Below are 26,339 nucleotides of genomic sequence, written 5' to 3'. Positions count from 1 at the left end.
AAATTTTAACCCCTTTTATAATCTAAACGTAATTTTTCTACCGACATACTTCATCATCAGAGTTGCACTTATAAGCATGCTAACAATAACTATACATGAGACCAGCCAAGCCAATGTGGAAGGATAATTTCCTAATAAGGGTTGACGGATAATTTCTAATATATAAAATAATGGATTCCACTGATACAGCCATTCGAATCTACCGCCTTGTAGCAATTTAGCAGGAAAAACAATTGGCGTTGCATAAAATAAGCCCTGCATTAATAAAGATTGAATATGAATAAAATCCCTAAAATAGGTATTGACTAGACCGGATAACATTGAGACTGCAATACCGAATAGCAACCATAAGCAGAGAGCCGGTATAGCCAAAAGCATTTTATAGCTAAAAGAATTAATATCAATAAACAATTCAATTATCAAAAATGCGGAAAGGGAGATCATTAACTGAATAAAAGCTCCTAGGGTTGTACGCAAAGGAAATATTGCGATTGGGATTCTTGTCTGTTTTATGTAACCTTCAGCATTAAGAAAGGTCATTGTCCCTGCATCTGCACACTGGGTAAGAAACATCCAAGGAATAAGACCCGAAAAAAGATATGGGATAAATTCTTTTAATGGTTGGCCCATGATTTGCGAAAATACCAACCCAATGATTGAAACCAAACCTAATGGGTACAGCAAAGACCATCCTATTCCTAGAATTGAGTTACGATATTTATTTTTTAGATCCTGTTTCACCAAACTTAGTAGAACAAAGCGAAAAGAAATTAAATTTTTAATCAATATAATCAATCCTTTTTACCCAGTCTCTGATAAACTTTTTTTGCAATATACAGTGGTGCCCGAAGCCCCATGGATTTAACAATATTATATAGCTTGCTAGTTATTAACACTTTACTACCTAAAAATAAGTTTAGTTTACTCGGTTTGCAATAAGGGGCTTTATAGAGCGTCAACTCTCCCAATTTGGTTTCAATATCTTTTGCAATACATTGAGTAGTAAATTCTTTTTCTAACTGAATTCGAGCTGATGAACTAACTTTTAACCTGAGTTCCTCATTTTCTATGAGGGTAGATAAACCAGCAATCCATGAATCCTCTGTGTTTTCAACAAGGAGGCCATTAATTTCATTTCTAATTATTTGTTTATACGGGTCAACGTCACTATAAATCCCAGCTGCATTTATGGCTCCATATTCTAGAAATTTATTGTAGTATTTACATGCATGAAAATCACTGTCAGGCAATGGAGCTACCCCAATATCCCAATCGATTTTACTCATTTGGCTAATATAATTATCGTACTCCGATTGATAAGGGATGTACCTATACTCGAAATCACCACCGAAGTCAGGCTTTGCACCCATAAATTCGAATTCAATTTTGTCGCCGTATTTAGATTTCAATTGATAGAGTGGATACTTTAATAAGGTTTCCAAGTTAGCTTTATGATCGGTTCCACCACTAAATCCAATTTTAATGACAGGTTTAGAGATACCGGAAGTCTCTTTAGGTTTAATAGATTTCAAAAGCAAAGCAGGAGCTTTAATAATATAAGCTCCCTTTTGAACATATTTTTGATATTTCTCTTTAATTCTAACGTTATTTGTTAAAAGATAATCACATTGTCCAATAATTGAAACAATATTATTTTTGACTAACTCACTATTGAAATACTCGGAACTTGCCGCATTCAGAGGGATATTCAACAAATCATCATCTAAATAATAAATAATAAGTTTCCCTGCTTTTTTACATTCATTAACAATATTTAATTCATATGAATCAGCCGATCTAATACTGATAATAATATCAGCGTCCGCAAGTATTTCACGAGTCAATTCGGCCGCTAAATAAAAACTGAAATCGATCTTGCCTTCTTTTTGAAGCTCAAGCATTGGCTCAACTATTCCTATTCTGGCAGAAGGGATATCCCCAAGGCAAAAAGAAACCACCTTCGTCAAACGCATATCAAATTCTCCTTAACCAGCAACATTTTAATGACTTCCTTACCCTCCCTAGAGTAATGTCTAACTGATTCAAAGCCTACTTTTCTATAGATGCCATAAGCTTTATTGTTTTCGCTTAAAACTTCAAGTTTAATTTCTTTAAGTTCTAGCTGATTAAAAGCAAAATCGCAGAGCATAGATGTAATTACAAAGCCCAAACCCCTGCCTCGGGCAGACCTTTCACCAATTAATAATCTACCGAATTCTGCAGTTCCTTCTTCGTTATTTATATCGTATAAGCCTACCATGCCAATCCTGGTTTTATTTCCAGTTAAATCATTGATAATAAACATAATATCATCTGATTTTTCGAGATACCTCCGGTACCATAATTTCTGCTGCTCAGCATCAATATATGAATTCATTAAGAAACTTGCATTATTAAGAGGGGAATTTCTCCATCCCCTCATAATTTCGATGTCATCTTCACAAATAGGCGTAAGAAGGATATCCCCAGACTGAATGGTATAATTGTGTCTCAAACAACTTTACCTCCCTCACATACTTGTAAATCTAATCACGTGTTCGACCACTCGATCTACATCTGCCTTTTGCATTCTAAGGTGCATCGGTAAAGAGATAATTCTTTCGCTAATACTATGAGAAATAGGGCAGGTTCCTTTTGCATATTCGTACATTCTATATTCTGTGTTATCTCTGTAGTGTACTCCAGGATAAATTTCGGATTCGTTCAGAGCCAGCAACAATTCATCACGCTTAGCAACTTCAATTACATAAAGGTGTCTGGAAGAATCACAGCCCGGGGCCATTACCACAGGTTTAATATGTGTATTACCTCGGAAGCCGTCATCATACCACTTAGCAAGTTGTTTCCGATAAGCATTGTCTTGATCCAAATACTTCAATTGTACAAGACCGATTCCAGCCATTATAGAATTCCCATGATACTTATATCCCACATATTCAACATCGTATTTCCATTTGTAGGCACCCTTATCGTTAGAGCGAGCATAAGTATCTTTGTTAATTCCTAGCCAAGTCAACTTCCTGCAAAGCTCATCATTGTCTTTCTCTTTAAAGCAGATCATGCCGGAATCAGCGGTAGGCAAATTTTTGACCGCTTGAAATGAATATACGACAGCATCTGCTTCACTGCCGGGAACCTTGCCATTCAATCTTGTACCTGCCATATGGGCAGCATCAAGAACTAGAGCCAAATTATATTTTTTGCAAAGTTCGACTATTTCTAAGTATCTGCCTGTATTCCCACCTATTCCAACAAACAATATTGCTTTTGTCTTTGCCGTTATCTTTGCTTCGACATCCTTGGGATCAAGACACAAAAATTCATCGACATCAGCAAACACAGGCTTCAAACCTTCATATAAGATTGCGTGATTTGTTGAGACGAATGTTAGAGGGGTAGTAATCACTTCAGCTTCGTCATCCCAACTATTCTGCATCTTCAGAATTTTAAATGCTAAACTTAATCCAACAGTTGCAGAATTTAAAAAATGAGCATTCTTAAGCCCCGTATACTCTTTCCATTTTTCTTCAAACTCGACGGTCTTGAAACCGAGTCCAGTCCAACCTTTTTCCAGGCATTCTCTGATCTGCTCCAGGCATTCATCTATTCTGAAGGTTGGCATGAATAATTGAATTGACATCAAAAACACTCTCCGTTTATTTAGATTTTAAAAAACTGGTTAGAGCTTCGCTGTAATGCCTTAGTGGTCGATTGTAGATTCCCCATTTTGAATTATCTAAAACCGAGTATCGAGGACGCTTCACCAACGAATTAAACTCACTTGATACAATGGACCGAATACGTTCGCCCGAGAAACCTTTTTTTTTGTGCAATAGAACAAGCCAGTTCAAACCATGAAGTTGAGCCGCTATTGGTCACATGATAAGTTCCGTATGGGCATTTCAGCAGATCAACTAGGCCTTTAGCGAGATCTTCCGTATAAGTAGGACTTCCGATTTGATCGCTAACAACATTTAAGGTTTGCGTGCTGCTAACCAGTTTATTAAGTATAACTTCCGGGAAACACTTCCCGGACTTACCGAATAACCAAGATGTTCTAACAATGTAATATTTTTTGTAATTTGCTCTTAAAATATCCTCAGCTATCAGTTTCGAGAATCCATAAGCGTTTATAGGATGACAACGATCTTCTTCAGTGTATGGTGAGCCCTTCTCCCCGTCAAATACATAATCGGTACTAAAAAAAACGATTGTAGGCTCACTCTCTGCAACGCTAGATAAAAGATTGTACATACTAACGCTGTTGATATTATAAGCTTCCATTGGTTTTTGTTCTGAAAGTTCGACATTAGTATAGCCGGCTGCGTGTACTATTAAGTCCGGTTCAAATCCAGTGATTGATCGTTTCAGTGAATAAATATCGGTTATATCACATTCTTCTTTTTTTAACCTGCAGATGGTATGGCCAGAGTTTTTGAAATAATTATAAATATCGGTTCCCAACAGCCCGTATCCACCGATAATTAAAACCTTCATTGTTCACTTCCCTTCAACTGCTCCTACTCAGTAATACCTTTCCATTTTTCATCTTTGGGAGATAGTAGAACATTATCCACCTCATTTAATGGCCACTCGATACCTATTTCCGGATCATTCCACAACAGTCCAGATTCGTTTGCAGGATCATAAAAATCAGTGCATTTATATGAAAACACCGCTTGTTCCGACAAAACAAGAAATCCGTGGGCAAACCCTTCGGGAATATAAAGTTGCTTTCGATTTTCTCCAGAGAGCTTAATGCCGTACCATTGCTTATAGGTGGCAGAGCCTTGTCTAATGTCCACAGCCACATCAAAAACTTCGCCCTCAAGGACTCGGACCAATTTACCTTGAGGCCTTAGCGTTTGGAAATGCAATCCCCTTAAAACGCCTTTTTTCGATAGTGATTGATTGTCTTGGACAAAATTAACGCTTATCCCACCTTTTCTGTATTCCTCGTGATGGTAGGTCTCCATAAAATATCCTCTGTGGTCTCCGTAAATTTTAGGTTCAACAACAATTAATCCGTCGATGCCGGTCTGAATAAAACTAAAATTACCCATGTATTTCCTCCCTCAATTTATGACCTGCTAATTCAATCAGATATTGTCCATATTGTGTTTTGAGCAAAGGTTCCGCTAATGATAACAACTCCTGATTTGAGATATACCCCATCCTAAATGCAATCTCCTCAATACAAGCAATGTACAATCCTTGTCTTTTTTGAATAGCCTCCACAAAGTTGCTGGCTTCAAGCAAAGATTCATGGGTACCTGTATCAAGCCACGCCATGCCTCTTCCCATGATCTCAACACGGAGCTTTCCTTTAGATCTATATTCCTCAATCACCGAAGTTATTTCTAATTCTCCTCTAGCAGACGGGATTACCCTGGACGCAACGTTGGCTACATCCCCGTCAAAAAAATAAAGCCCTGGTACAGCATAATTTGACTTTGGTTTTTGCGGTTTCTCTTCAATAGAAAGAACATTATAGTTCTCATCAAATTCGACTACCCCATATGCGGAAGGGTCTTTGAAATAGCATCCGAATATAACAGCTCCATCTTGCAATTTGGAAGCGTTATGTAACATCTGACTAAAATTCTGACCGTAAAAAATATTGTCTCCCAATACCATTGCAACAGGTTCACCATTAATAAAGGATTCTCCAATAATGAAGGCCTCAGCTAACCCCTTAGGTTCAAGTTGAATGCGATATTCAAAACTCATCCCTAGTTGCGAGCCATCACCCAAAAGACTTTCAAAGAAAGGTAAATCTCTCGGAGTGGAAATGATCAGAACCTCTTTGATCCCTGCCAGCATAAGAACAGACAATGGATAATAAATCATCGGCTTATCATAAATCGGTAGTATTTGTTTTGAAACAGCACGCGTTAAAGGATAGAGTCTTGTCCCAGATCCACCTGCCAAAATAATTCCCTTCATCTTTACACTCCTTCAAACCAAGTTTTGGCCAATGTAATTGTAATAATCAAACAGTTCCTTTAATCCATTTTCCATTGAATAAATTGGACGCCACCCTAAGTCTTGTAAAGCCAATCGATTATCCAAACAACTATGCTTTATATCACCGACACGTTCATCCCCGTAATAAATCTCTGTGGATTTACCGACTTGATTTTGCATTGTTCTCACCATGTCATTGAGTGTGACTGAACATTTTGTGCTAATGTTAAAAATCCCATTTTCCTCACTGTTAATAGCTGCAATATTCGCATTCACTACATCCTTAACAAAGATAAAGTCCCTGGTTTGCTCACCATCTCCGAAAATGGTAATTCCCATATTGTTTATTATTTGATTTGCAAATATAGCAACCACCCCAGCCTCGCCTAGATGGTCTTGTCTTGGACCGAAAACATTTGAATACCTTAGAATTGAATATTTAATGCCATATAGCTTAGAAAAAGTTCTTATATATAATTCGGGTACCAGTTTTGATATGCCATAAAAAGAAATAGGATTTGTAGGATGATTTTCATCAATGATGTTACTTAATGGAGTACCGTAAACAGCAGCAGAAGATGAGTAAACTATTCTTTTTACATTATATTTCTTGCAGTTTTCCAGTAGATTTAAGGTTCCTCGAATATTTATTTCCTGATCAAGTATTGGCTCGCGAATTGATAATGCAACATTAACCTGGGCTGCAAGGTGCAGAACAATTTCTGGATTGAATACTTCAAAAACTTTATCCAAACAAGGGGAGTTTATATCAATATTGTAAAAAGTTACTTTTGAGTTTACATTTTCTTTCTTTCCAGTTAATAAGTTATCAACAACACCAACCTCATGATTTTGTGACAATAATTCATCTGCGATATTGGAACCAATAAATCCGGCACCACCCGTTACTAAAATTCTCAATTCAACTCCCCCAAAAATAAAACTAGTCATTATTTATGTTACATCAATCTTAGTTATGGTAAAATATTGTCGTATTTCACATAAAGGAGAATGGAAACTTTGTCTAATCCAGTATACGGTAAACAGGCTAAAAGGTCGATAGAAGTCGAAAAAACGTCGGGGCTTCATTGGGTGTTAATTATTGGTATCATTCTGTTCTTAGCCTGGACTCCGTTCCAGACTGCTTTGTTTAACGGCCAGATGCTAGAGTTTGAGAAGCCGCTCTTCTGGGCAGCGTCCGCTGCGTGTGTGTTGATGTTTTTATGGATTGCCCGTTACTTTAAAAGCATCCGCCTGGAAGACCAGCGGGATTGGCTCATGGTCGGTGTCCTGCTGCTACCGTTAACGTATGTTGTATCGTTAATCAGCGCGGCTTCGAACTATTTGGCCATGAACATGGTCATTATCCAGTGTGTGTATGCGATCATGTTTATCATCGGGCTCTACGTTCTACGTGATAAACAGAACAACCGAATCATCCAGACAACCATTATGGCGGTTGCTTATCTCATCGTAGGATTCGGATTGCTGCATTGGTTCGGTCAAGGTAAGACCGCAGGCGCGATTGCAAAATGGTTCTCCAACACGGTCCTGAAAGGCATCTATACGAACGCGGTTATGACGGACTCGAACGGTCTGCGCCTCACTTCCGTGTTTCAATATGCCAATACATACGCGGCTTTCCTGATGGCGTTCTTGTTCACGGCGGTGTTTTTCGTGACGATTTCCCGAAAATGGTACGGCCAGTTTTTCCACAGCTTCATGCTGGTTCCGATCATTGTATCGCTGCTCCTGACGCTGTCCCGGGGCGGTCTCGTACTGTTACCGGTCGTGTTCGTTCTTTTGCTTCTGTTCCTGAAGCCAGCACAGCAGATTTTGTGGATCCTGTACTGCGCCATTGCCGGTATAGCTTCCCTTCTGATCTCGAAACCCGTTACGGAGCTGGGGCTGCAGTTGAACGAAAAATTCAGCGGCGGCGGAGCTTTAAAAGGTTGGGGCTATGTTCTCGGCGTTTCGGTCGTTGTCGGCCTGTTGGGATGGGCCATTCAGCGGTTCGTCGCACCAAAACTTGAGCAAGGATTAAACAGTTGGTCCGGCAAAAAAGGCTCCAGCCTGTGGATCCCGTTAGGCTCAGCCATCCTGGGCGGGCTGCTGATCTTCCTCATGATTGGTACGGGGCTGAAAAGTATTTTGCCGCAAAATATCAGCACGCGGCTTGAAAATATAACTTTAACCAGCACAGTGTTCTGGAACGTTTTACATTCTATAAGGATGCCATGAAGGTGCTTGCAGATTACCCAGTCATCGGAGCTGGTGGGGGGCATGGGCATCACTCTATGAGCAATATCAGAACAACCCGTATACTAGCCGCCAAGCGCATAACTTCTTTTTGCAATATTTGATTGAAGTAGGGATTGTCGGTTTCCTGATTTTCATGTCGTTTATCCTATTTATTATCTATAAATATATCCGTGGATATATGAAGACGGATGAGGAGAACCGGAATTCGCATTTTCTGTATGCCATCCTTGTTCTATCGATTTTGATACACAGCATAATGGACTTTAACATGAGTTACGTATTTATCGGCATTCTCGTATTCCTTGGACTTGGTGGAATGGCGGCCGTCATGGATAGCAAACCGCTGCCAAAATGGAAGGTCAAACCTGCCACGGCAAAAGGGGTTTTCAGTGCGGTCGCAGGATTAGGCGCAATTGTTTTGCTGATCACCTCCATCCGCTATGTCGAGGCGAGCAGCGCGGCCATGGAAGCCCGCAAAGTCGCGCAAACCAGCCAGTCCTTCGATGAGATTAAAGCGCCGCTCGATAAAGACCTTAGCATACGTCCCAGCCATCCAGACTCCGTCCTTCTGCTGTCGTCATTGTATCATTCGGCGTATAAGCAGTCGCAGGATGAAGGTTATTACAACCTTGCAGTTGAACTGCTGAATAAAGCGCGCAAAAAAGAACCATACAATAAAGCCATGATTAACCGCATGATTCAGGGGTATGAGCTGAAGGGCGAGAAAGACAAAGCTTTTGAAATGCTCGCAGATAATGCCCATAAGTTTAAATGGGACATAGAATGGCATGAGCGGATGATCACCCAGGCCTTTGAGCTTGGTTATCAGGCGCTGGGTTCCGGTGATACGGCGACGAAGGATAAATACTTCAAACGGGGGACGGAGGTCTTCGAGGAAGTGCAGGCCGGCATTAAATATCTGGCTACTCTCCCGGAAGGTCAGATGCAGGGCCGTCCATTTGAGAACTCCCCGACCATGATTCTGAACGCCGGTAAGATGTACTTATTGATGAACCAGCCTGAAAAGGCTGCCGCCACGCTGAAAATCGGACTTCAGGACGATTTGTCAGTACCGGCCAACCAGGATATCGCAACATGGTATCTGGCTTCGCTTCAAAAACAAGGTCAAAGTGACCAAACGCTTTTGGGTAAATTGAAAACAGTGAATCCGAATGCCGAGTTGCAAATTAAACAGTTGACTGAGCTAGGATTGTAAAGAAAAGCGGGACAGTACCGGTAGATTAGATCTGCCAGAACTGCCCCGCTTTTTTGGTATGGTTTCTACTTTATAATTCCTTGGTGATTACATCTCTCATATATTTCAATAGCCCTTCGCGTAGATCCTCATGCTGTAGCGCATAATGAATACTCGTCTCGATAAATCCCAACTTCTCTCCTACGTCATGACGAATTCCTTCAAAATGGTAGGCCAGAATCCTGTCTTGTCGGGATAAACTGGAAAGGGCGTCGGTGAGCTGAATCTCTCCGTTTTTCCCGGCCTCCTGGGCCTCTAAAATATCAAAAATGTCCGGCGGCAAAATATATCGGCCCATGATAGCCAGGTTCGAAGGAGCTTCATCGATGCTCGGCTTCTCCACCAGCCGTGAGGTTTCGAAAATACGATCTGCGATTTCACGCCCTTCCGCAATGCCGTATCGGTCCACTTCCTCCCAACTCACCGGTTGAACTCCGACAATTGCCGTTTCGTACCTCCGGTATACATCCATCATCTGTTTCAGGCACGGCACCTGGGATTCCACAATATCGTCCCCCAACAGAACGGCAAACGGTTCATTTCCGATAAACTTCCGGGCGCACCAGATCGCGTGGCCAAGGCCTTTCGGTTCCTTCTGCCGGATATAATGGATATCAGCCATTTCCGAGGGGCGCCGCACTTCCTTAAGCAAGCCCCATTTTCCCTTTTCGGCCAGATTGTGCTCCAGCTCAAACGAAGAATCAAAATGGTCCTCGATCGCTCTTTTCCCCTTACCGGTCACGATGATGATATCTTCGATCCCCGAAGCTACCGCTTCTTCAATAATATACTGAATCGTCGGTTTGTCGACGATCGGAAGCATTTCCTTGGGCATGGCCTTGGTGGCCGGGAGAAATCGGGTGCCGAGCCCGGCGGCCGGAATAATCGCTTTGCGAATGTTCATATGTGGGCTCCTTTCAGAATGGGAAGGAAAAATCCCCCAGTACCCTCTCTTAGTAGTTTATTATATCAGTCTTCACCTTCCTTTTCATAGATACCCGGCTTTTATTCTAGCTTCTTTGTATTCTCACTCTACATTTTCTGTCTAAACGAACATTTACCCCATCACCGTCAACAAAACGCCTACCGTGTTCGTAAGCCCGTGCACGATCTTCCGGGCCAAATCGAGTTGCTCCGTTCATAGGCCCAGGCAAAAATCATCCCGCCCAGAAAATTCACTTTATTGAGCAACCCCCTACAAAAAAGAGACTCTGAAGAGGTTAAACTTCCATCAGAGCCAGGAACACTTAAATTTTTTCACCTATTATTGGGGATATCTTCCCAAAAAAATCAGGATCAAAGCCTTGTGCTGATAATTGAGACTCCACTAAATCTAAGACATCGTAATATGCGAAGTTTGAACCCAACCTGTAGGATTTATCCTCTGCACATTCGTCTTCCGGCACAACTAAGGTTTCGTTGTACTTCTCCTGAATAAGTGTAATTAAATCGCCTAGGAAGTCTTTTAACTGTTTATCCATTTTCATCTACTCCTTAAAATGCCTTCAAGAATCTCTTTTTGTTCCATCTGCCTTTGAATATCAGAAGGCCACTTTTTATTTATTAGTGCTTCCTGTTGCCTTGGGTCTAGCTCCCTGAAACTAGGTATATGTGCCTCGGGGTTGCGAATTTTATCTTGATGCTCAGCTATTTGTTTTTCAATTGATTGTATACCTTTGCGAATTTCGTCATCTGATTTGCCAACATATTGATTGTAAAAGCCTGAATGCTTACCTCCACTCTTTGCGACATCGAAAGCTTTTCCCGTCCCTCCAACTTCCTTAGGAGGCCCGCCTCCATCGCCACCCGAGTCATGCTTCAAGCGAGGTGTACTCTTCACCCCGATTCTGTTGAGCGCAACGCCTCCAAGGATAAGGGCGCCCTTCTCGCCAATATATTCGGCCATGCCATATCATTGACCTTCTCCTGCTCCGCACTCAGCCTTTCGTCAAACTTTTCGCGGGTATCGCCGACATCAAAAATCATCTTGGTTCCCCATACGGTCGTATCGATGATCTCCTCAGCCGTTCCCACCGTGGCATCGTAAAACATCTGTCCACCGGTTCCAATCGGGTCCTCAATGAGGGCGCTTGCCGTATCCGCGATCGAATCGCCCAAAATTTTGGCGCCCGACACCATGCCATCCCACAACTCTTCCCCTTGTTCTTCCAGCTGTTCTAATACTGTCTTGGTAGACTCAGGTTCCGGGTAAACCGCCGGACATGAGTTGGGAGGCACGCCTAATAATGCCGTTAGCCCGTTAGGATCCCCCAGCTTATTCATACCATCGGCCGCAATGAATTTAAAAGCGATCCGCTTTAATTCCTGACTGACCACCTGCATATGCTCAACCGTCAATTTCACTTCGCTGCGCGCCCGCTGAAAATCCTCAAAAAACCGCTGCTTCGTCGTTCCGTCCCATGAATGCATCATCATCATGATTTGCTGATTCAGCGTGTTTTGGTTCATTTCCAATTTCTCCGAGGCACTACTAAACTGATCCGACACGGCCAGCAGCACTTCTGGAGGAACAAGGATCCTTGGCATAGATCAACCTCTCCGTCATTTCTTCTAACAATTCATTTTATAAATTTCCAGATGATTGAAAAAGGTTCCGGAGTCTTATTTTCCATATTTCCCCAGTGTAAGCATTGGTTAAAAAGTCGCTTTTTTCGCGATCCAGTAGTTATAAGCATTGTTCTAAGTGACCAACTAAGCCATTACCACCCTTTCAAAGTAAAAAGAACATGCCGTTTTTAATCGCGGCATGTTCTTGATCAGATTACCTTTTACACCGATTCTATTAAAACTTACTGTTTTAGACTTACTTCACCAGCTGACCGCGGGTTACGCCAAGCTGGTTCGTCGCTTTCAGCTGCTTCCAGACCTGCGTGCCGCTGATCTCGCCGCGCAGCGCGCGGTTATACAGATCAATGACCTCGTGCACCTGTTCCGGCGTTTCTTCCAGGAATTCCACCCGGTAGCTGGATACGCCAAGCTCCATGAAGTTGGCCAGATACTCGGCGCCGGACTGCTCAATCGCGTTGTAGACGGTATTGCGGCAGCCCTCGTCCACCCGCACCGGGTGGGACATGCCGATCCGATCCTGCAGGGAAGCGCGATGCTCCTCGCACGGACGGCCGCAGTTCGTGAAGTCCGTTCCTTCGCTCAGGAACGTGCAGTACACGCAGTGCTCCGTATGGAACATCGGCAGATGCTGGTGGATGACAATCTCCAGCTTGGACGTGTCGGCTCTTCGGAGCAGATCGACCATCTGCTGAATGTTCAGGTCATACGACGGAGTGACGATATCACAGCCGGCTTCGGTGAACAGATCCACCGCCTTATGGTTCGCAATGTTCAGCGAGAAATCGCCGATCAGGCGCGGAAACTTCTTGTCCGGGTTTTCCATCCGGTGGCGCAGGTAGTAATACAGCGCCCCGGTATTGCGCACCAGCACGGCATCCGGCTCTAGGCGCAAAATATTGTTGTGGTAGCCGTTCTCGCCCGGCATATGGATGCGCGGCGTCGCCAGCGCAATTTGCTTGCCGGCGGCCCGAACGGCCTCCACCGCCGCCGGGAACTGCTTGATGAACTCGAAGTCGGCGTAAATCATCCCCACGCCGGCTTCCAGCGCAGCCTGCACCTGCGGCAGGCTGCGGCACAGCGCGGTAAGCTGCGCTTCACCGCGCTTGACAGGCGCTGCAGGCACCGCCGCATCGCCGTAAACCGACACCGCCCGTTTCACGTACACGGGCGGCTTCGGCCGCTCGCCTGCAAGCAGCTCCACCGCCTGGCGGCGGATGCTGTTCAGCTCGCGCATCGGCACAATGACGTCGCCGTACAGCTCGACGTCAAGTTTCTCCAGCTGGAACACGGTCCCGCCCAGGCGGCCGAACTGCTCTTCCAGCAGTTCACGGTTCATCGGCCGCTTGAGGGCGATTTCCAGTTCCAGCTCCGAATTGACCTGGACCGTCGTACCCTTCTGCACGTCGGTCCACCAGGTCGACAGCGGCTGGCCGGGACGGCCGCTGACGCGAACATGCAGCGGGAATACCCGATACGGCTTGTCCGTCTCATAGGTCTGGCGGAGGCGCTTATCGAGCGCAGGATCGTTCGTCTTCCAGATCCGGTCGCCGACATGCAGCTTGCGGAGATCGACGTCGCTGCGCCCCGGCACGATGTCGACGATCCAGCCTTCTTCGGCTTCCCCTTCCAGCTTGACGCCTTTGCGGCGCACATCGTACACGCGTCCGCCCTCTTCTTTCTTCGTCGGATCTCCGGCGTCAAACACGATGCCGTCGCCTCGCTTCAGAGGCGCCTCCAGCCTGCAGACGACGCCGTCGCGCAAAATCTGCTCCACCCGGCCAAGATACACGCCGCGGCTTTTCGGAAAGGTTCCGTCTACCAGCTTCTTATTGTTCGTTCCTTCCAGGAAGCCGTGCGTAAAGCCCCGGGAGAAGCTCTGCTGCAGCTCGCGGATCTCTTCCTTGTCCGGCTTGGTATCGTCACCGTCAAAATACCGGTCAATCGCCTTCCGGTATTTGCTGACCACATTCGCTACGTATTCCGGGCTCTTTAGACGGCCTTCGATTTTAAACGACGTGACGCCGGCCTCAATCAGCTCCGGCATCAAATCGATCGCAGCCAAATCCTTTGGGGACAACAGATAGGCCACGTCCCCCATCGGCTTTTGCTCCCCGTCCACCATCAGGTCATACGGCAAACGGCATGCCTGCGCGCACTCCCCGCGGTTGGCGGAACGTCCGCCCCACATTTCCGACGTCAAGCATTGGCCGGAGTAAGATACACACAGGGCACCGTGCACGAACACCTCCATCGGAAGTTTGGCCTGCTCCCCGATTTTTCGGATCTGCTTCAGATTGTTCTCACGCCCCAACACAACCCGTTCCATGCCGAACGGCTTCGTAAACTCCACCGCCTCCGGCGACGTTATTGTCATCTGGGTCGATCCGTGAATCGGGAAGTCCGGCGAAATCTCGCGGATCATCTTCACAAGACCGAGGTCCTGCACGATGACCGCATCCACCCCCGCGTCCACGCAGGCGTCGATCAAAACTTTGGCATCCTCCAGCTCATTTTCGAAAACCAGGATGTTAAACGTCAAAAACCCTTTCACGCCATAGCTGTGCAAAAACGCCATGATTTCCGTCAGCTCGTCCATCCGAAAGTTGTTCGCGCGAGCTCGCGCGTTAAACTTCTCCACACCGAAAAAGATCGCATCCGCTCCGTTCGCCACGGCGGCGCGCATGCAGTCCCAATCGCCCGCGGGCGCCAGCAGCTCCACATCTTCCCTTCGCAAAATCGTTGTATCCATCTATATCCTCCCAAACCGGAACCGGCCGGTAACTGTTATTTTAAAGCTTTAAGCCAAAAACGGCATCGTCCCCTTTAGAGGATGACCGCTTCCACGAGAAATACCCGGTTCACACGCAACGATCAGCCGTTTATCAGCATTCGTTGCCCCCAAAAGCATATATCTCTTTAACTTATCCAGTGTACCAAAAACGGGAGTATATAAAAAGCATTTCTACAAATAGGCAGCTTCTTTGAACATGCTTTGGCTATTTGGAGAAATGCTTGCACCCGAAGTGTATGCACATCCTAAAAGGCAAGGCCTCGCAAGTTCGCAAGTATTCTCAGACAAACATCGCAAAGGAAATACTCTTACTCTTACTCTTACTCTTACTCTTACTCTTACTCTTACTCTTACTACTCCTCCACCACAAACGTTCCCGAAGCCATTCTCTCGCCGTTTACCAAAACGTGAAGGCTGTGCTCGCCGGGATAAAAGCGGCGCGTCGAAATGACTTTAAACGAATGCTTTTTCCCTACCGTCCAACTGCCTGGAGCATACGGTTTGTCCGAGCATTTATACCGCTTCGGCGCCTGTTTGCCGTTGGCCTTCATATAGCCGATTTCATAGTCGATCCGCAGACGGGGCGTGTCTTCGCTGCCGTTCACTAATTCAAACGAGAACTCCAGCTCTCCCCCAACCGAAACGATCGGCGTCGCAATGTTGAGCGAGTCTACCGCAATGCCCGACATCTGCTCGTATCCAAACAAAGCTACGCCCGGGCATCGCCCTTTCTTAACAGCGTCCTGCAGGCGTGCTTTACGATCCAGTCCGTGAGCGGATGGGTTCCGATCCACTGGCGGGCGAGCTCCAGTACCAGCTCTGGATGATCCTTGGAAATGTCGTTCAGATGGTTGGCGACGCTTTTGCGTACATAGAGGGACGGGTCTGCTTTAAGCTTTTCCAAAATCGGAAGCGCCGGACGCGGATCCCGGATCAGTTCAGGCAGCTGGGGAGCCCAAGGCAAACGCGGACGCGCGCCCTCACTGGCCAGTCGGCGAAGATGCTCGTTGTCGCTTCGTGCCCATTCCTCCATCTGGCCCAGCATCCGCTCCTGGTCCTCCATGATAAAAGGGCGGACCGCAAATTCCGCAGTGGAGAACCGGGTGAAAAACGCCAACGCCTCCATCGACCGATCAAAATCGCCCCTTCCGTTCAATTCTACGAAATCGGGTATAAACAAATACTCAATCCCCCGGCATTCCGGGGCAATCGCATATAGAATGCGCAGTGCCTCTTCATATGAGGAAGGCAGCGTTTCCGTCAGGGCTCTCGTCACGTGCCGGATGCGCTGTTTGAACTCCTCCTCCGCCCATGATCCGTCATGGATCAGTCCGATAAATTTCGGCTTGTCAAATGGAGTATAAGCCCCTTTCACCCTGCCGGCAAACGACTCTATAAAAAGCGGCGAATATAAATCCTTCAACGTTTCTCTCATCGCATAATCCCCCTGTTCCCGAATAGAAGCGGCTCCAAAATGGAAACGGCTTTGCCGTCCCTTGGGGACAACGAAGCCGTCTCTTTATCGCATAATCCTGTTACTCTACCGTCTGAAATGATGCCAGAGTCCGCTCGATGGCCTGCTTCTGCACATCCGTGGCGTTCGCATCGTTCAATACCGCCGTCACGGTATGCGTCGCACCGTCCTTTTCAAAAACAATCTGCCTCGTCGTATACCCGATCCCATTCTTCACCTGATGCACGCGGAACGACACCGCCGAAACGCCGGCAAACGTCGTATCCTCGATGCCAAGCACCTTTAGCTTGCTTTTGCCCGAAGCCGCTTCATTGTAGTACTGCTTCAGCCTGCTCACAATGTACTCCGCCGGCGTATCCTTCACCGACTCAACGGCGAAGCTGCCGCCTACAAAGCCGTACTCCACTCTGCCCGAATCAAACCGATCGCTGATCGGAGTCCAATAACGGGGAATGTCGACGTGATACTTATAGACGTTTGATGTCTTGGTTGCCATCTTGGTTTTGTCCGTCAGGAAATCCGCATCCCCGATCCGGCCGAAGTTTGCCGGAACCGCTTCGTAGTCGATATGGATGGATTTTAATACATTCTTCCAAGCCCTAGCGGCTTCTTCCTTACCTTCCGGCACGGTATATTCAAGATAATAGCGGTAGCCGTTCTTCTGAACCATCACTTCATACTCGGTTGTCCACCCGTCCCCAAAATTGTAGCGGACCTCCAGGATTTGTCCTTTCACTCCCGAAATCTCAACCGGCGTCAATCCGACGATTTGGTAAGCGTCCGCCGCAAACGACTCCTCAAGCCACTTCTTCATGCGGTCGGCCCATCCGGACAGCGTTCCTTCCACTCCCTTCGGGGCGGAGTTCACGTAGATCGACAGGTATCCTTCCTCCTCGCTGCCGTAGAACATTTCCTGGTTGTTTACCTGCCAGCCGGCCGGAACGGCTGCCGTAATGCCGTAATCGGCATTCGTAATGCTGCGCAGCCCGTTTTCCATGGAAGATAAATCTTTTAGATTTTTGTCCCCCGCGTTAAAAGAAACCTTAAAGGAATTGAGCAGGTCGGCATACTTGTCCAGATCTTTGTAATGGATTGCGTCGGAATCGGCAAAATACAGCCCGTACAACCTTTTATTGGCATAATACAGCCGTCCTTCCCACAGTACGCCGTCGGCATCCCGCGAGACAATCCGTGCATAAGGTACCGGTGCCTGCGCAACCGTCTCCTGATCAAGCACCACGTCACCGGTCAGACGCGCGTCCTTTATGAGCTGCTGCAGCAAATCTTCGGTATCCAGCTCGACGGACTGCGGATCGGCATGCACCTCCAGGTAGTACCTTCCGGTGGCATCCGTAAACGAAGCCACGTTTTCACTATCCGAGCCGCTGCCGATTACCATGCCTGCGGGATAATTGATGCTCCATTGATAATAGCTGTTGCCTACACGGCTTTTGCCGGACATGCCGTCCGGGTCCGTGCTGTTCCCGGAACCGCTTTTGTCCGTAACCTTCAGGCTGATGCTCAGCTTTCCGTCCTTGTCCGTGCTGAGCTTTGCTCCAATGCCTGCCGCCACCGGGCGAAGCGGAACCATCAACGTACCGGAGACCATCTGCGGTTCCGCCGGCAGCTTCACCTTTTTCCCATCGATCCAGGCGGTCGTGCTTCCCATAATCATGACAACGGCATGGGGTCCTTGCAGGAGCCGGACGCGGCTTGTGCCCTCCAGCCTGATTTCGCTTCCGAAAGCTTTTTTGAAAATGCTTAACGGAACCATAACGATCCCATTCCGGCTGACCGGCTTGGCGATCGTATACGATTTGCCGTTCACGACCGCCGAGCTGCTCCCCTTCTGGACCGTCAGCACCACTTTCTGGGTCGTATCCGCCCACGCCGGCAAAGACAACGACGCGCTTAGGACAACGGCTGCGAGCAGTGCCGCGGGAGTGCGCCACCTTTTGTTATAAAATACCGCGGTTTCTTTCGTCATTATTCTTCTCCCTCCCCTGCCGCGACGGGAATGTCTGCAGATGCCGGCATCCCTACGCCCTTGCTGAGCGTAAGCCTGCGGTTCACGATATCGCCGCCGCTCTGCATCAGCACGTTCACCTTCGCGCCGGGCATGTACGCCTTCAGCATTTCGTTAATATCGACGACGGAGTACACGCGCTTGCCATTAATCGCATAGAGCACATCGTCTTCTTGAATGCCCGCTTTTTGGGCTTGGGCGGAAAGAACCTTGGTTACGGTCAGCGGATCATCGCTGGGAAGCCCCACGATAGCGGACCAGCTTTCCTCCAATTCAAGTCCAAGTCCGGCGCGCTTTACTTCGCCGTATTTCAACAGATGCTTAACGATGTATTGCACCGTTTCCGTCGGAATGGAAAAGCCCATGTTCTCAATCCCTACGGCCGAAAACTTCATACTGTTGATCCCGATAACCTCGCCCTTCAAATTAACGAGCGGCCCGCCGCTGTTGCCCGGATTAATCGCCGTATCCGTTTGGATCAGGCGGTATGAGCCGTCGACGCTCCGATTAGTCCGCTGACAACGCCGACGCTGGCGGAATTGCGGAGAGAGAAGAAGATCGGCGTACCGATGGCAATGACCTTCTCGCCGACCCGGGACTTTTCGCTGCTCGCCGCAAATTTGGCTGGTTTCAAAGACTTGGCGTTTATTTTTACGAGTGCGATATCACTGACCGGATCGGTGTAGATCTTGTGCGTTTTGTAGGTTTTGCCGTCCGAAGTCACGACCGTAATGCCGGTCAGTCCGCTGACGACATGTGCGTTCGTTACGATCCACCCGTCCGATTTCATAATGACGCCGGTACCGTGAGCCAAATTATAGCGGTCTTCCCCTTTGCTGCTTCCTCCCGGCGTTTTGCCGATAATGCCCACGACCGAAGGCGACACTTCTTTGATGACCTGCGGTACCAGGTCCTGATTGTATGTATAGCCGTTGCTGGCCGTGCCGCTCTTGGCGGGCTTGACTCCCGCTGCGTTCGCTGAATCCGCCGGGATGCCGGCGCTCAGGAGCAATGCGGCAGCAAGCAGTATTCCTGCGGCTTTTTTATTTCCCATTTGTTTCATCTTTTTTCACCCGTTCCTCTCCGAACGTTAACTTACACGGATACGTGTTCCCTCAATGTAACACAGGGCAACGGCCTGTACAATTGCTGTAAGTCCTAAATTATCCCTTTATTTTCCTGCAAGATACGCAATCTGGCGCCAAGCCCTTGTAAAAAAATCTTCCATATTAACTCATTTTAGTATACAGACGCAAAAAAGACGCCAACCACTGCAAACGCGGGGCGCCTCCTTATGTACGAATCTGTCCGTTTAGTTGCTGCTAAACCAGTTGGTAACCATCGCATAGTCCGAGTACAGGAATACGAGCAGACTGACAATGCCGAAAGCAATGGCGAATTTATTCTTCTGACGTGCAGTCAACAGTCGAACCACACCGATAAAGATTAAAATCGTAAACAAAATCATGAAAATATCGAATGTTTTAAAGTTGGAACCGGCTTCCGCAGCTGCTGCAAGGAACATGGAACGTACCTCCTCGTGATTTCTCGGGCATTTTTACATATCTTCTTCTATGTTATCCTCGCCTGCGCCCGGATGCAAGCCCTCCGCCTCAAAAAAAGCGAAAATGTCATAAAAAATTCTCATATTCAACCAGCTAATCCTCTTTTTTTATGATCAACCTCCTTGACCCGAGCTCTTCCGCGACCCGCTTTTTCCACGCGACCGATGTGCTGAATAGATTCGTTTAACAAATAACTATATTTTTGAACTTAAAAATCCATTTTTTCATTTACGGAGAAGACCTGATGTGATAATATCTAATTCAATATCATACTATTCAAATCGGAATTAAATTATTTCATCAAGATACTCATCGCCAGCGACCATTATCCTTAAATCCGAAATCACAGGAGGCGTTATTCCCATGGCTTACGAACCGGTATGGATGGCCAATCCCGACAAGCTGAACAAGTTTGAATTCGTCAAGATGGAAAAAGACGGATTGGACGTGATTCGTACAATCATTGAAAAATACGCAGTGGAGGGCTTTGACTCTATTCCCGCGGACGATATGGACCGTTTTAAATGGGCCGGCGTTTATCAGCAAAAACCGAAGGACGGTCATTTCATGATGCGGGTACGCATTAATACGGGGATCATGACATCGGCTCAGGCCCGCGGCCTAGCTGAAATTGCCATGCTGTACGGCCGGGGTCTTGTCGACGTGACCACACGCCAGGCGATTCAGTTTCACTGGCTCACCGTTGAAAGCCTTCCGGATATTTTCAAAAGACTCGAAGCTGTCGGCTTATACTCCTACGAGGCTTGCGGCGACTGTCCCCGCACCATCGTCGGAAATCCGCTGGCCGGCATCGATCCGCACGAGCTGCTCGACACTACCGATCTGGTGGAGGAAATCAACGACTTTTTTCTGCTGAATCGCGACTTCTCCAACCTTCCGCGTAAATACAAGGTCTCCATCTCATCCAACCAATATAATAACGCTAACGCCGAGATTAACGATCTTGCGCTGACACCGGCCGTCAAGGTGATCGACGGCGAAGAGGTGATCGGATTTCATGCCATGGTCGGAGGAGGCCTTTCGGCAAAGCCGCATCTGGCGCAGGCGTTGGATATTTTTGTCCACCCGGAAGACGCGCTGCGGTTAGCTGTCGGCGTCACCACCATTTTCCGGGACTACGGATACCGCGAGAAGCGCCACCATGCCCGGTTGAAGTTCCTCGTAGCCGATTGGGGTCCCGACAAGTTTAAGGAGAAGCTGGCGGAGCTGGTCGGCGAGTTTCCTTCCCGAGGCGAAGACAAAACCCTTGGTTGGCAGGCTGCCTACTTCGACGGGGTTCACCCGCAGCGTCAAAAAGGCCTGAACTACATCGGATTGAATGTCCCGGTTGGACGTCTTGATGCGGATGAGCTGGTTGAACTCGCTGATCTGGCGGATACTTACGGCGATGGAAAAATCCGCACCACGATGTCCCAGAACCTTATTCTAAGCGGCGTCCGGGATGAAGCGGTCGAGGAATTGCTGCGGGCTCCGGTTCTTCAGCGTCTCACGCCGAATCCGAAGCACTTCATGAGCCGGACGGTATCCTGCACGGGCAATGAGTTTTGCAATCTGGCCATCGTCGAAACGAAACGCCGGGCCAAGATGGTGGCGGAATATTTGGATGAGCACGTCCAGTTGAACGAAAAGGTGCGCATTCACTTCATCGGCTGTCCGAACTCCTGCGGACAGAAGCATATCGCGGACATCGGCCTGCAGGGCTCCCTGATCAAAACGCCGGAGGGCATGGTCGATGCGTTCGATATTGCCGTCGGCGGATCGCTGGGCCCCGGCGCCCAGCTGAACAAAGCGCTGAAAGGACGCGTTAAAGGCGACGACGTCGGACCGGTGCTTGCCCGGCTGTTGTTGTTCTATAAAGAGAACCGGCTGTCGCCGGAAGAAAGCTTCTTCGCTTATGTGCATCGCGTCGGCATCCCGGCATTCCAGGAGAAGCTGACCGAGATTTTGGCGTCCGAAGTTGTGGCGTCCTAATGAACTCCCGGTAAACAATAAAATCAGGGGAATCCTCCAACGATTTTCGATCTTGGAAGGTTCCCCTTTTTTGTAATAACTAAGCTGCAAATAATCCAGACCTTTGAAAATAAGAAGCAAGGATGCTGCGGGCAGCAATCCGATTTGTCCATAATAGCGCAGCGTTCGGACAGCAATGTCCATCTGTTTAGCCACCTGACATATCGAGATCATCACCCTCGTCCCGCCCCTTTCCTTGATGTACTACCGATTGTTATTCGGCTTTATACCTTCTTTGATGAGGTAGCCAACGCCAAGGCCGATCAAGACCCCGGGGATCGCATTGCCCAAATACAAACCAACACCCGCCCCGATAATAACACAGACGTAGATAACCGCATCTCCTTTGTTCAATTCGAATTCCCCTTCACCCGTTATTGGCAGCCTGAATGCCTGTGGAGCTCTCTCCCTTCATCAGTATACAAAATGACGCTGCGTCACTTTCAACCCTTAAAATTTCTGCTTGAAAATGACGCTGCGTCACTCGTTATCCTGTAGGAAAGGAGGTGGCTACCAATGAACCATAAACCATTCATTCGACGCTTTGGGCTTGTATTCATGCTTCCAGTCATGCTATTTCTTAGTGCCTGCGGCAGCGACGAAGCAACCGAAGAGTCCCGGCATGCGTCAATCGAAGACGTGAATACCGTGCATATTGATCACGGCAGCACACCGCTCCAGCTTGAAGTAGCCGATATCGATTCGCTTGAGGCTTCGCTGGTGCTGCCGCGCGGCGGTGACGGACTCGTACTGGACGAAAGTCCGAATTCAGTAGATATCCGTTTAAAAAGTAATATTTCACAGCTGCTCAATCTCGGAAAAAAGCCCCGGCTTCGTATTTTAATTCCTTCCCATTTTGAAGGTAAAGTTGTCGTGCAAGGATCATCGGGCAGCGTCACAGGGACCGGGTTGCGTTCCCATAGTCTGGACATTCAAGGGAAAAGCGGAAACATCAAATTACAATTCGCTGAATTGAACAATGACCTGAATGTATCCGTCCATAGCGGCAACGTGCATGTGCAATTGGACGACAGTAAGCCTAACGCATCCTGGCGGCTTCAATCGACAAGCGGTAGACGTTCTATTGCCTTTCCATTAGACAAGCAGAGTGAGCAAAAACGACGGACGGAAGGGATAACCGGCGGCGGTTCGGTTGAGGTGAACATCGAGACGAGGTCCGGCAACATTACCGTGGAGTAAAGAGGGGACGAATCACAGCTGCCGGCACCCGATCCCATGGAACGATAATCTGAAAATATCATTCACTTGTCCGCCTGACCGTTCAGTTGCAAACTCCCGCGAATTCCTTCCTGATGTCAGATAAAATGTGCCCCGCAAAAGAGCCCTGCCTCTCCCCTATGGGGGAGCTGCAGGGCTCTCTATACTCAAACGTTCTTCACGTCCGGACCTTACTTCACCGCAGACTCTTCCGCTGCCGCGGTTTCCTTGTTCATCGCTTCCGTCCGTTTGGTGTCCCGCTCCAGAATCGGTTTCAGATACTTGCCGGTGTAGGATTCGGGCACTTTTACGATCTGCTCCGGCGTACCGGTGGCGATAATCGTACCGCCTCCGCTGCCGCCTTCCGGACCCAGGTCGATCAGGTAATCGGCGGTCTTGATCACGTCGAGATTGTGCTCAATCACGAGAACGGATTCCCCGGAATCCACCAGCCGGTGCAGTACCACAAGCAACCGATCGATATCATCCACATGGAGTCCGGTCGTCGGCTCGTCCAAAATGTACATCGTTTTCCCTGTGCTGCGGCGGTACAGCTCCGATGCGAGCTTCACCCGCTGGGCTTCACCGCCCGACAACGTCGTCGCCGGCTGGCCCAGCTTGATATAACCAAGGCCCACGTCCATCAGGGTTTGCATCTTGCGATGGATCTTCGGAATGTTCTGGAAAAACTCCGTGGCGTCCTCAACCGTCATCTCCAGCACATCGGAAATGCTTTTTCCTTTATATTTCACTTCCAGCGTTTCCCGGTTATACCGTTTGCCCTTGCATACCTCGCACGGCACGTAAATATCCGGCAGGAAGTGCATCTCGATCTTGATAATGCCGTCCCCGCGGCAGGCTTCGCAGCGTCCGCCTTTCACGTTAAAGCTGAAACGCCCTTTCTTGTATCCGCGCACCTTCGCCTCGTTGGTCTGGGAGAAAATATCGCGGATATCGTCAAACACGCCGGTGTACGTGGCCGGGTTCGACCGCGGCGTCCGCCCGATCGGGGACTGGTCGATATCGATGACCTTTTCGATATGCTCAAGCCCCTTCATCTCGCGGTATTGTCCCGGACGGACACGGGCCCTGTTCAAATCGCGGGCCAGCGTTTTGTACAGGATCTCATTCACCAGCGTCGATTTGCCGGAACCGGATACCCCGGTCACCGCCGTAAAGACGCCGATCGGGATTTTGACGTTGATGTTTTTAAGGTTGTTCTCTTTGGCGCCGCGGATTTCAAGCCAGCGGTTATCCGGTTTCCGCCGTTTGCTGTTGACCGGGATAAACTTGCGTCCGCTCAAGTACTGGCCGGTGAGCGAGTTCTCATCCTCCATAATCTCGCTCGGCGTACCCTGGGCAATGACTTTCCCGCCGTGAATGCCTGCACCTGGACCAATGTCGATAATATAGTCGGCTGCCATCATCGTATCCTCGTCATGCTCGACGATAATAAGGGTATTCCCCAAATCCCGCATATGCTCCAACGTGGAGATCAACCGGTCGTTATCCCGCTGGTGAAGGCCGATGCTGGGCTCATCCAAAATATACAGGACGCCCATCAGGCTTGATCCGATCTGGGTAGCCAGGCGGATCCGCTGGGCTTCGCCCCCGGAAAGCGTGCCTGCCGATCGGCTCAGGGTCAAATAATCCAGGCCGACATTGACCAGGAAGCCAAGGCGGCTGTTGATTTCTTTTAAAATGAGGTTCGCAATCTGCCTTTCTTTCGGCGTTAATTCGAGGCTGTCAAAGAAGCGCGAAGCGTCCCCGACGGACAGGTTCGTCACGTAAGCCATGTTCTGATCGTTAATGGTAACCGCGAGGCTTTCCTTCTTCAGACGATGCCCTTTACATCCGTCGCATGGCTTGGAGCTCATATAGCCTTCGATGTATTCGCGGATTCCCTCCGAATTGGTATCCCGGTAACGGCGTTCCAAATTCGGAATGATGCCCTCGAACGTGACGTAGGCTTCCTTCCGCTGCCCAAAATCATTTTCGTATTTGAAATGCACCTTCTGATTGCCCGTCCCGTACAGCAGCTTGTCCATCTGCTCCTGAGGGAGCGAGTTCACCGGCACGTCCTGCGGGATGCCGTAGTGCTCGCAGACCGATTTCAAAAATTGCGGGTAATAGTTCGACGTGCCCCCGGCCCAGGCCTGGAAAGCTCCGTCTTCAATGCTCTTGTCGCCGTCAGGAACAAGTAAATCGGGATCCACGATCATTTCCACGCCGAGGCCGTCGCATTCCGGACAAGCCCCGAACGGGGTATTGAACGAGAACATTCTCGGAGACAGCTCATCCATGCTGAAGCCGCAGATCGGGCAGGCGAAATTGGAACTGAAGCGAAGCTCCTCATGGCCCATCATATCCACCAAAAGCTGCCCTCCGGACAAGTTAAGCGCCGTCTCGATCGAATCCGCCAGACGGGCTTCGATGTCCGGCTTGATCACGATCCGGTCCACAACGACCTCGATCGTATGCTTTTTGTTTTTCTCCAGCTCGATGCTTTCCGACAAATCCCGCAGCTCGCCGTCCACGCGCACCCGGACGAAACCCTGCTTGGCAATATCGGCAAACAGGCTCTTGTGCTCGCCTTTGCGTCCGGTGACCACCGGAGCCAAAATCTGCAGTCGGGTCTTCTCGGGGTACTGAATGATGCGGTCTACCATTTGCTCTACCGTCTGGGACGTAATCTCAATGCCGTGCTCGGGGCAGTGGGGCCGGCCGATGCGGGCAAACAGCAAGCGCAGATAGTCATAAATTTCGGTTACGGTGCCCACCGTGGACCGCGGGTTGCGGCTTGTCGTCTTCTGGTCGATGGAAATGGCGGGGGACAGCCCGTCGATAGAGTCGACATCCGGCTTCTCCATCTGGCCGAGAAACTGGCGGGCATACGCAGACAATGACTCCACATAGCGCCGCTGTCCCTCCGCATAGATGGTATCGAACGCAAGCGAGGATTTGCCCGAGCCGCTGAGGCCGGTCAGCACGACTAACTTGTCCCGCGGAATCGTTACGTCGATATTTTTCAGATTGTGGGCGCGGGCGCCCTTGATCACTATGTTTTCACTTGCCAATAGATTCATCTCCTCACTGCTTCACACAGCCATTCTTCACAAAGAGAACGACCGCCAGGCCGTTCCCTATGTCTTTCACACCGT

Annotated in this window: 20 protein-coding genes and 3 pseudogenes; 3 read left to right on the top strand and 20 right to left on the bottom strand. The window is 48.3% G+C overall.

Going from position 1 to position 26,339, the window contains the following annotated elements:
* Window positions 1-15: 15 nt before the first annotated feature.
* From XI25_RS03640 to XI25_RS03605, 8 genes are all read right to left on the bottom strand, one after another.
* Window positions 16-786 carry an ABC transporter permease gene (locus XI25_RS03640; RefSeq protein WP_046677408.1) on the bottom strand — a complete coding sequence of 257 codons (771 nt, stop codon included), beginning with the start codon at window positions 784-786 and terminating at the stop codon, window positions 16-18.
* A gap of 5 nt (window positions 787-791) precedes the next feature.
* Window positions 792-1,973: a glycosyltransferase gene (locus XI25_RS03635; RefSeq protein WP_046677407.1), complete on the bottom strand. Its 1,182-nt coding sequence runs from the start codon at window positions 1,971-1,973 to the stop codon at window positions 792-794.
* On the bottom strand, window positions 1,964-2,494 hold the full coding sequence (locus XI25_RS03630) for a GNAT family N-acetyltransferase (RefSeq protein WP_046677406.1): 531 nt from the start codon (window positions 2,492-2,494) through the stop codon (window positions 1,964-1,966). Before XI25_RS03630 ends, XI25_RS03635 begins: the two co-directional genes overlap by 10 nt.
* 15 nt (window positions 2,495-2,509) lie before the next feature.
* A complete protein-coding gene (locus tag XI25_RS03625) occupies window positions 2,510-3,640 on the bottom strand; it encodes a DegT/DnrJ/EryC1/StrS family aminotransferase (protein ID WP_046677405.1) in 1,131 nt (376 codons plus the stop codon).
* A 137-nt stretch (window positions 3,641-3,777) separates the two neighbouring features.
* A complete protein-coding gene (gene rfbD, locus XI25_RS03620; RefSeq protein ID WP_052759437.1) occupies window positions 3,778-4,497 on the bottom strand; it encodes a dTDP-4-dehydrorhamnose reductase in 720 nt (239 codons plus the stop codon).
* A 23-nt stretch (window positions 4,498-4,520) separates the two neighbouring features.
* The gene (rfbC, locus tag XI25_RS03615) at window positions 4,521-5,063 is read right to left on the bottom strand and encodes a dTDP-4-dehydrorhamnose 3,5-epimerase (protein WP_046677404.1); all 543 of its coding nucleotides are present in this window, start codon (window positions 5,061-5,063) and stop codon (window positions 4,521-4,523) included.
* The gene (gene rfbA / locus XI25_RS03610; RefSeq protein WP_046677403.1) at window positions 5,056-5,946 is read right to left on the bottom strand and encodes a glucose-1-phosphate thymidylyltransferase RfbA; all 891 of its coding nucleotides are present in this window, start codon (window positions 5,944-5,946) and stop codon (window positions 5,056-5,058) included. The genes rfbC and rfbA overlap by 8 nt, the downstream gene beginning before the upstream one ends.
* Before the next feature lie 12 nt (window positions 5,947-5,958).
* A complete protein-coding gene (locus XI25_RS03605; protein ID WP_046677402.1) occupies window positions 5,959-6,888 on the bottom strand; it encodes an NAD-dependent epimerase/dehydratase family protein in 930 nt (309 codons plus the stop codon).
* Between the two features lie 99 nt (window positions 6,889-6,987).
* Between XI25_RS03605 and XI25_RS03600 the strand changes: the two are divergent.
* Window positions 6,988-9,445 (top strand): annotated as a pseudogene (locus tag XI25_RS03600) (O-antigen ligase family protein).
* 70 nt (window positions 9,446-9,515) lie between these two features.
* Here the strand turns inward: XI25_RS03600 and galU are convergent.
* The 11 genes and pseudogenes from galU to XI25_RS03555 all read right to left on the bottom strand — a co-directional run bounded on the left by galU (window position 9,516) and on the right by XI25_RS03555 (window position 19,889).
* Window positions 9,516-10,388: a UTP--glucose-1-phosphate uridylyltransferase GalU gene (galU, locus tag XI25_RS03595; protein WP_046677401.1), complete on the bottom strand. Its 873-nt coding sequence runs from the start codon at window positions 10,386-10,388 to the stop codon at window positions 9,516-9,518.
* 153 nt (window positions 10,389-10,541) lie between these two features.
* A pseudogene (locus tag XI25_RS34055) lies at window positions 10,542-10,663 on the bottom strand (CPBP family glutamic-type intramembrane protease); the annotation flags it as partial.
* Between the two features lie 68 nt (window positions 10,664-10,731).
* Window positions 10,732-10,965, bottom strand: a complete 234-nt coding sequence (locus XI25_RS03590; protein ID WP_046677400.1) for a hypothetical protein — start codon at window positions 10,963-10,965, stop codon at window positions 10,732-10,734.
* Window positions 10,966-10,967: 2 nt separating this feature from the next.
* Window positions 10,968-11,306 carry a hypothetical protein gene (locus XI25_RS03585; RefSeq protein WP_152669059.1) on the bottom strand — a complete coding sequence of 113 codons (339 nt, stop codon included), beginning with the start codon at window positions 11,304-11,306 and terminating at the stop codon, window positions 10,968-10,970.
* Window positions 11,307-11,320: 14 nt separating this feature from the next.
* Window positions 11,321-12,031, bottom strand: coding sequence for a WXG100 family type VII secretion target (locus tag XI25_RS31020; RefSeq protein WP_052759435.1), 711 nt, complete (start codon window positions 12,029-12,031; stop codon window positions 11,321-11,323).
* A 277-nt stretch (window positions 12,032-12,308) separates the two neighbouring features.
* Window positions 12,309-14,822: a U32 family peptidase gene (locus XI25_RS03575; protein WP_046677399.1), complete on the bottom strand. Its 2,514-nt coding sequence runs from the start codon at window positions 14,820-14,822 to the stop codon at window positions 12,309-12,311.
* 395 nt (window positions 14,823-15,217) lie between these two features.
* A complete protein-coding gene (locus XI25_RS36075; protein ID WP_327204716.1) occupies window positions 15,218-15,553 on the bottom strand; it encodes a hypothetical protein in 336 nt (111 codons plus the stop codon).
* A 20-nt stretch (window positions 15,554-15,573) separates the two neighbouring features.
* Window positions 15,574-16,299 (bottom strand): DNA alkylation repair protein, encoded by a 726-nt coding sequence (locus tag XI25_RS03570; protein ID WP_327204715.1) that lies wholly within the window; start codon window positions 16,297-16,299, stop codon window positions 15,574-15,576.
* A gap of 100 nt (window positions 16,300-16,399) precedes the next feature.
* Window positions 16,400-18,325, bottom strand: a complete 1,926-nt coding sequence (locus tag XI25_RS03565) for a stalk domain-containing protein (protein ID WP_046677398.1) — start codon at window positions 18,323-18,325, stop codon at window positions 16,400-16,402.
* Window positions 18,325-19,427: pseudogene (locus XI25_RS03560) on the bottom strand (S1C family serine protease). The gene XI25_RS03565 and the pseudogene XI25_RS03560 overlap by 1 nt, the downstream one beginning before the upstream one ends.
* Window positions 19,428-19,676: 249 nt before the next feature.
* Complete coding sequence (locus XI25_RS03555) at window positions 19,677-19,889, bottom strand: hypothetical protein (RefSeq protein ID WP_046677397.1); 213 nt, start codon at window positions 19,887-19,889, stop codon at window positions 19,677-19,679.
* 403 nt (window positions 19,890-20,292) lie between these two features.
* Between XI25_RS03555 and XI25_RS03550 the strand changes: the two genes are divergently transcribed.
* Both XI25_RS03550 and XI25_RS03540 read left to right on the top strand, forming a co-directional pair.
* Window positions 20,293-21,921 carry a nitrite/sulfite reductase gene (locus XI25_RS03550; RefSeq protein WP_046677396.1) on the top strand — a complete coding sequence of 543 codons (1,629 nt, stop codon included), beginning with the start codon at window positions 20,293-20,295 and terminating at the stop codon, window positions 21,919-21,921.
* A gap of 555 nt (window positions 21,922-22,476) precedes the next feature.
* Window positions 22,477-23,160 carry a DUF4097 family beta strand repeat-containing protein gene (locus XI25_RS03540; protein ID WP_052759434.1) on the top strand — a complete coding sequence of 228 codons (684 nt, stop codon included), beginning with the start codon at window positions 22,477-22,479 and terminating at the stop codon, window positions 23,158-23,160.
* 209 nt (window positions 23,161-23,369) lie between these two features.
* Here the strand turns inward: XI25_RS03540 and uvrA are convergent, their stop codons facing one another.
* The gene (uvrA, locus tag XI25_RS03535; protein ID WP_046677394.1) at window positions 23,370-26,255 is read right to left on the bottom strand and encodes an excinuclease ABC subunit UvrA; all 2,886 of its coding nucleotides are present in this window, start codon (window positions 26,253-26,255) and stop codon (window positions 23,370-23,372) included.
* Window positions 26,256-26,339 lie beyond the last annotated feature (84 nt).

The organism is Paenibacillus sp. DMB20 (assembly GCF_000987955.1).
Lineage (GTDB): Bacteria > Bacillota > Bacilli > Paenibacillales > Paenibacillaceae > Paenibacillus_AQ.
The sequence above is the reverse complement of the archived record's forward strand: the minus strand, read 5'-3'. Positions and strand labels throughout refer to the sequence as shown.

Bases quoted from the DNA above. Each gene is read 5' to 3' on its own strand.
- rfbD (WP_052759437.1), bottom strand. From the start codon at position 4,497: ATGAAGGTTTTAATTATCGGTGGATACGGGCTGTTGGGAACCGATATT.
- rfbC (WP_046677404.1), bottom strand. From the start codon at position 5,063: ATGGGTAATTTTAGTTTTATTCAGACCGGCATCGACGGATTAATTGTT.
- XI25_RS03565 (WP_046677398.1), bottom strand. From the start codon at position 18,325: ATGACGAAAGAAACCGCGGTATTTTATAACAAAAGGTGGCGCACTCCC.
- XI25_RS03625 (WP_046677405.1), bottom strand. From the start codon at position 3,640: ATGTCAATTCAATTATTCATGCCAACCTTCAGAATAGATGAATGCCTG.
- XI25_RS31020 (WP_052759435.1), bottom strand. From the start codon at position 12,031: ATGCCAAGGATCCTTGTTCCTCCAGAAGTGCTGCTGGCCGTGTCGGAT.
- XI25_RS03540 (WP_052759434.1), top strand. From the start codon at position 22,477: ATGAACCATAAACCATTCATTCGACGCTTTGGGCTTGTATTCATGCTT.
- XI25_RS36075 (WP_327204716.1), bottom strand. From the start codon at position 15,553: ATGTCGGGCATTGCGGTAGACTCGCTCAACATTGCGACGCCGATCGTT.
- rfbA (WP_046677403.1), bottom strand. From the start codon at position 5,946: ATGAAGGGAATTATTTTGGCAGGTGGATCTGGGACAAGACTCTATCCT.
- XI25_RS03575 (WP_046677399.1), bottom strand. From the start codon at position 14,822: ATGGATACAACGATTTTGCGAAGGGAAGATGTGGAGCTGCTGGCGCCC.
- XI25_RS03570 (WP_327204715.1), bottom strand. From the start codon at position 16,299: ATGAGAGAAACGTTGAAGGATTTATATTCGCCGCTTTTTATAGAGTCG.
- galU (WP_046677401.1), bottom strand. From the start codon at position 10,388: ATGAACATTCGCAAAGCGATTATTCCGGCCGCCGGGCTCGGCACCCGA.
- XI25_RS03590 (WP_046677400.1), bottom strand. From the start codon at position 10,965: ATGGATAAACAGTTAAAAGACTTCCTAGGCGATTTAATTACACTTATT.
- XI25_RS03550 (WP_046677396.1), top strand. From the start codon at position 20,293: ATGGCTTACGAACCGGTATGGATGGCCAATCCCGACAAGCTGAACAAG.
- XI25_RS03635 (WP_046677407.1), bottom strand. From the start codon at position 1,973: ATGCGTTTGACGAAGGTGGTTTCTTTTTGCCTTGGGGATATCCCTTCT.
- XI25_RS03555 (WP_046677397.1), bottom strand. From the start codon at position 19,889: ATGTTCCTTGCAGCAGCTGCGGAAGCCGGTTCCAACTTTAAAACATTC.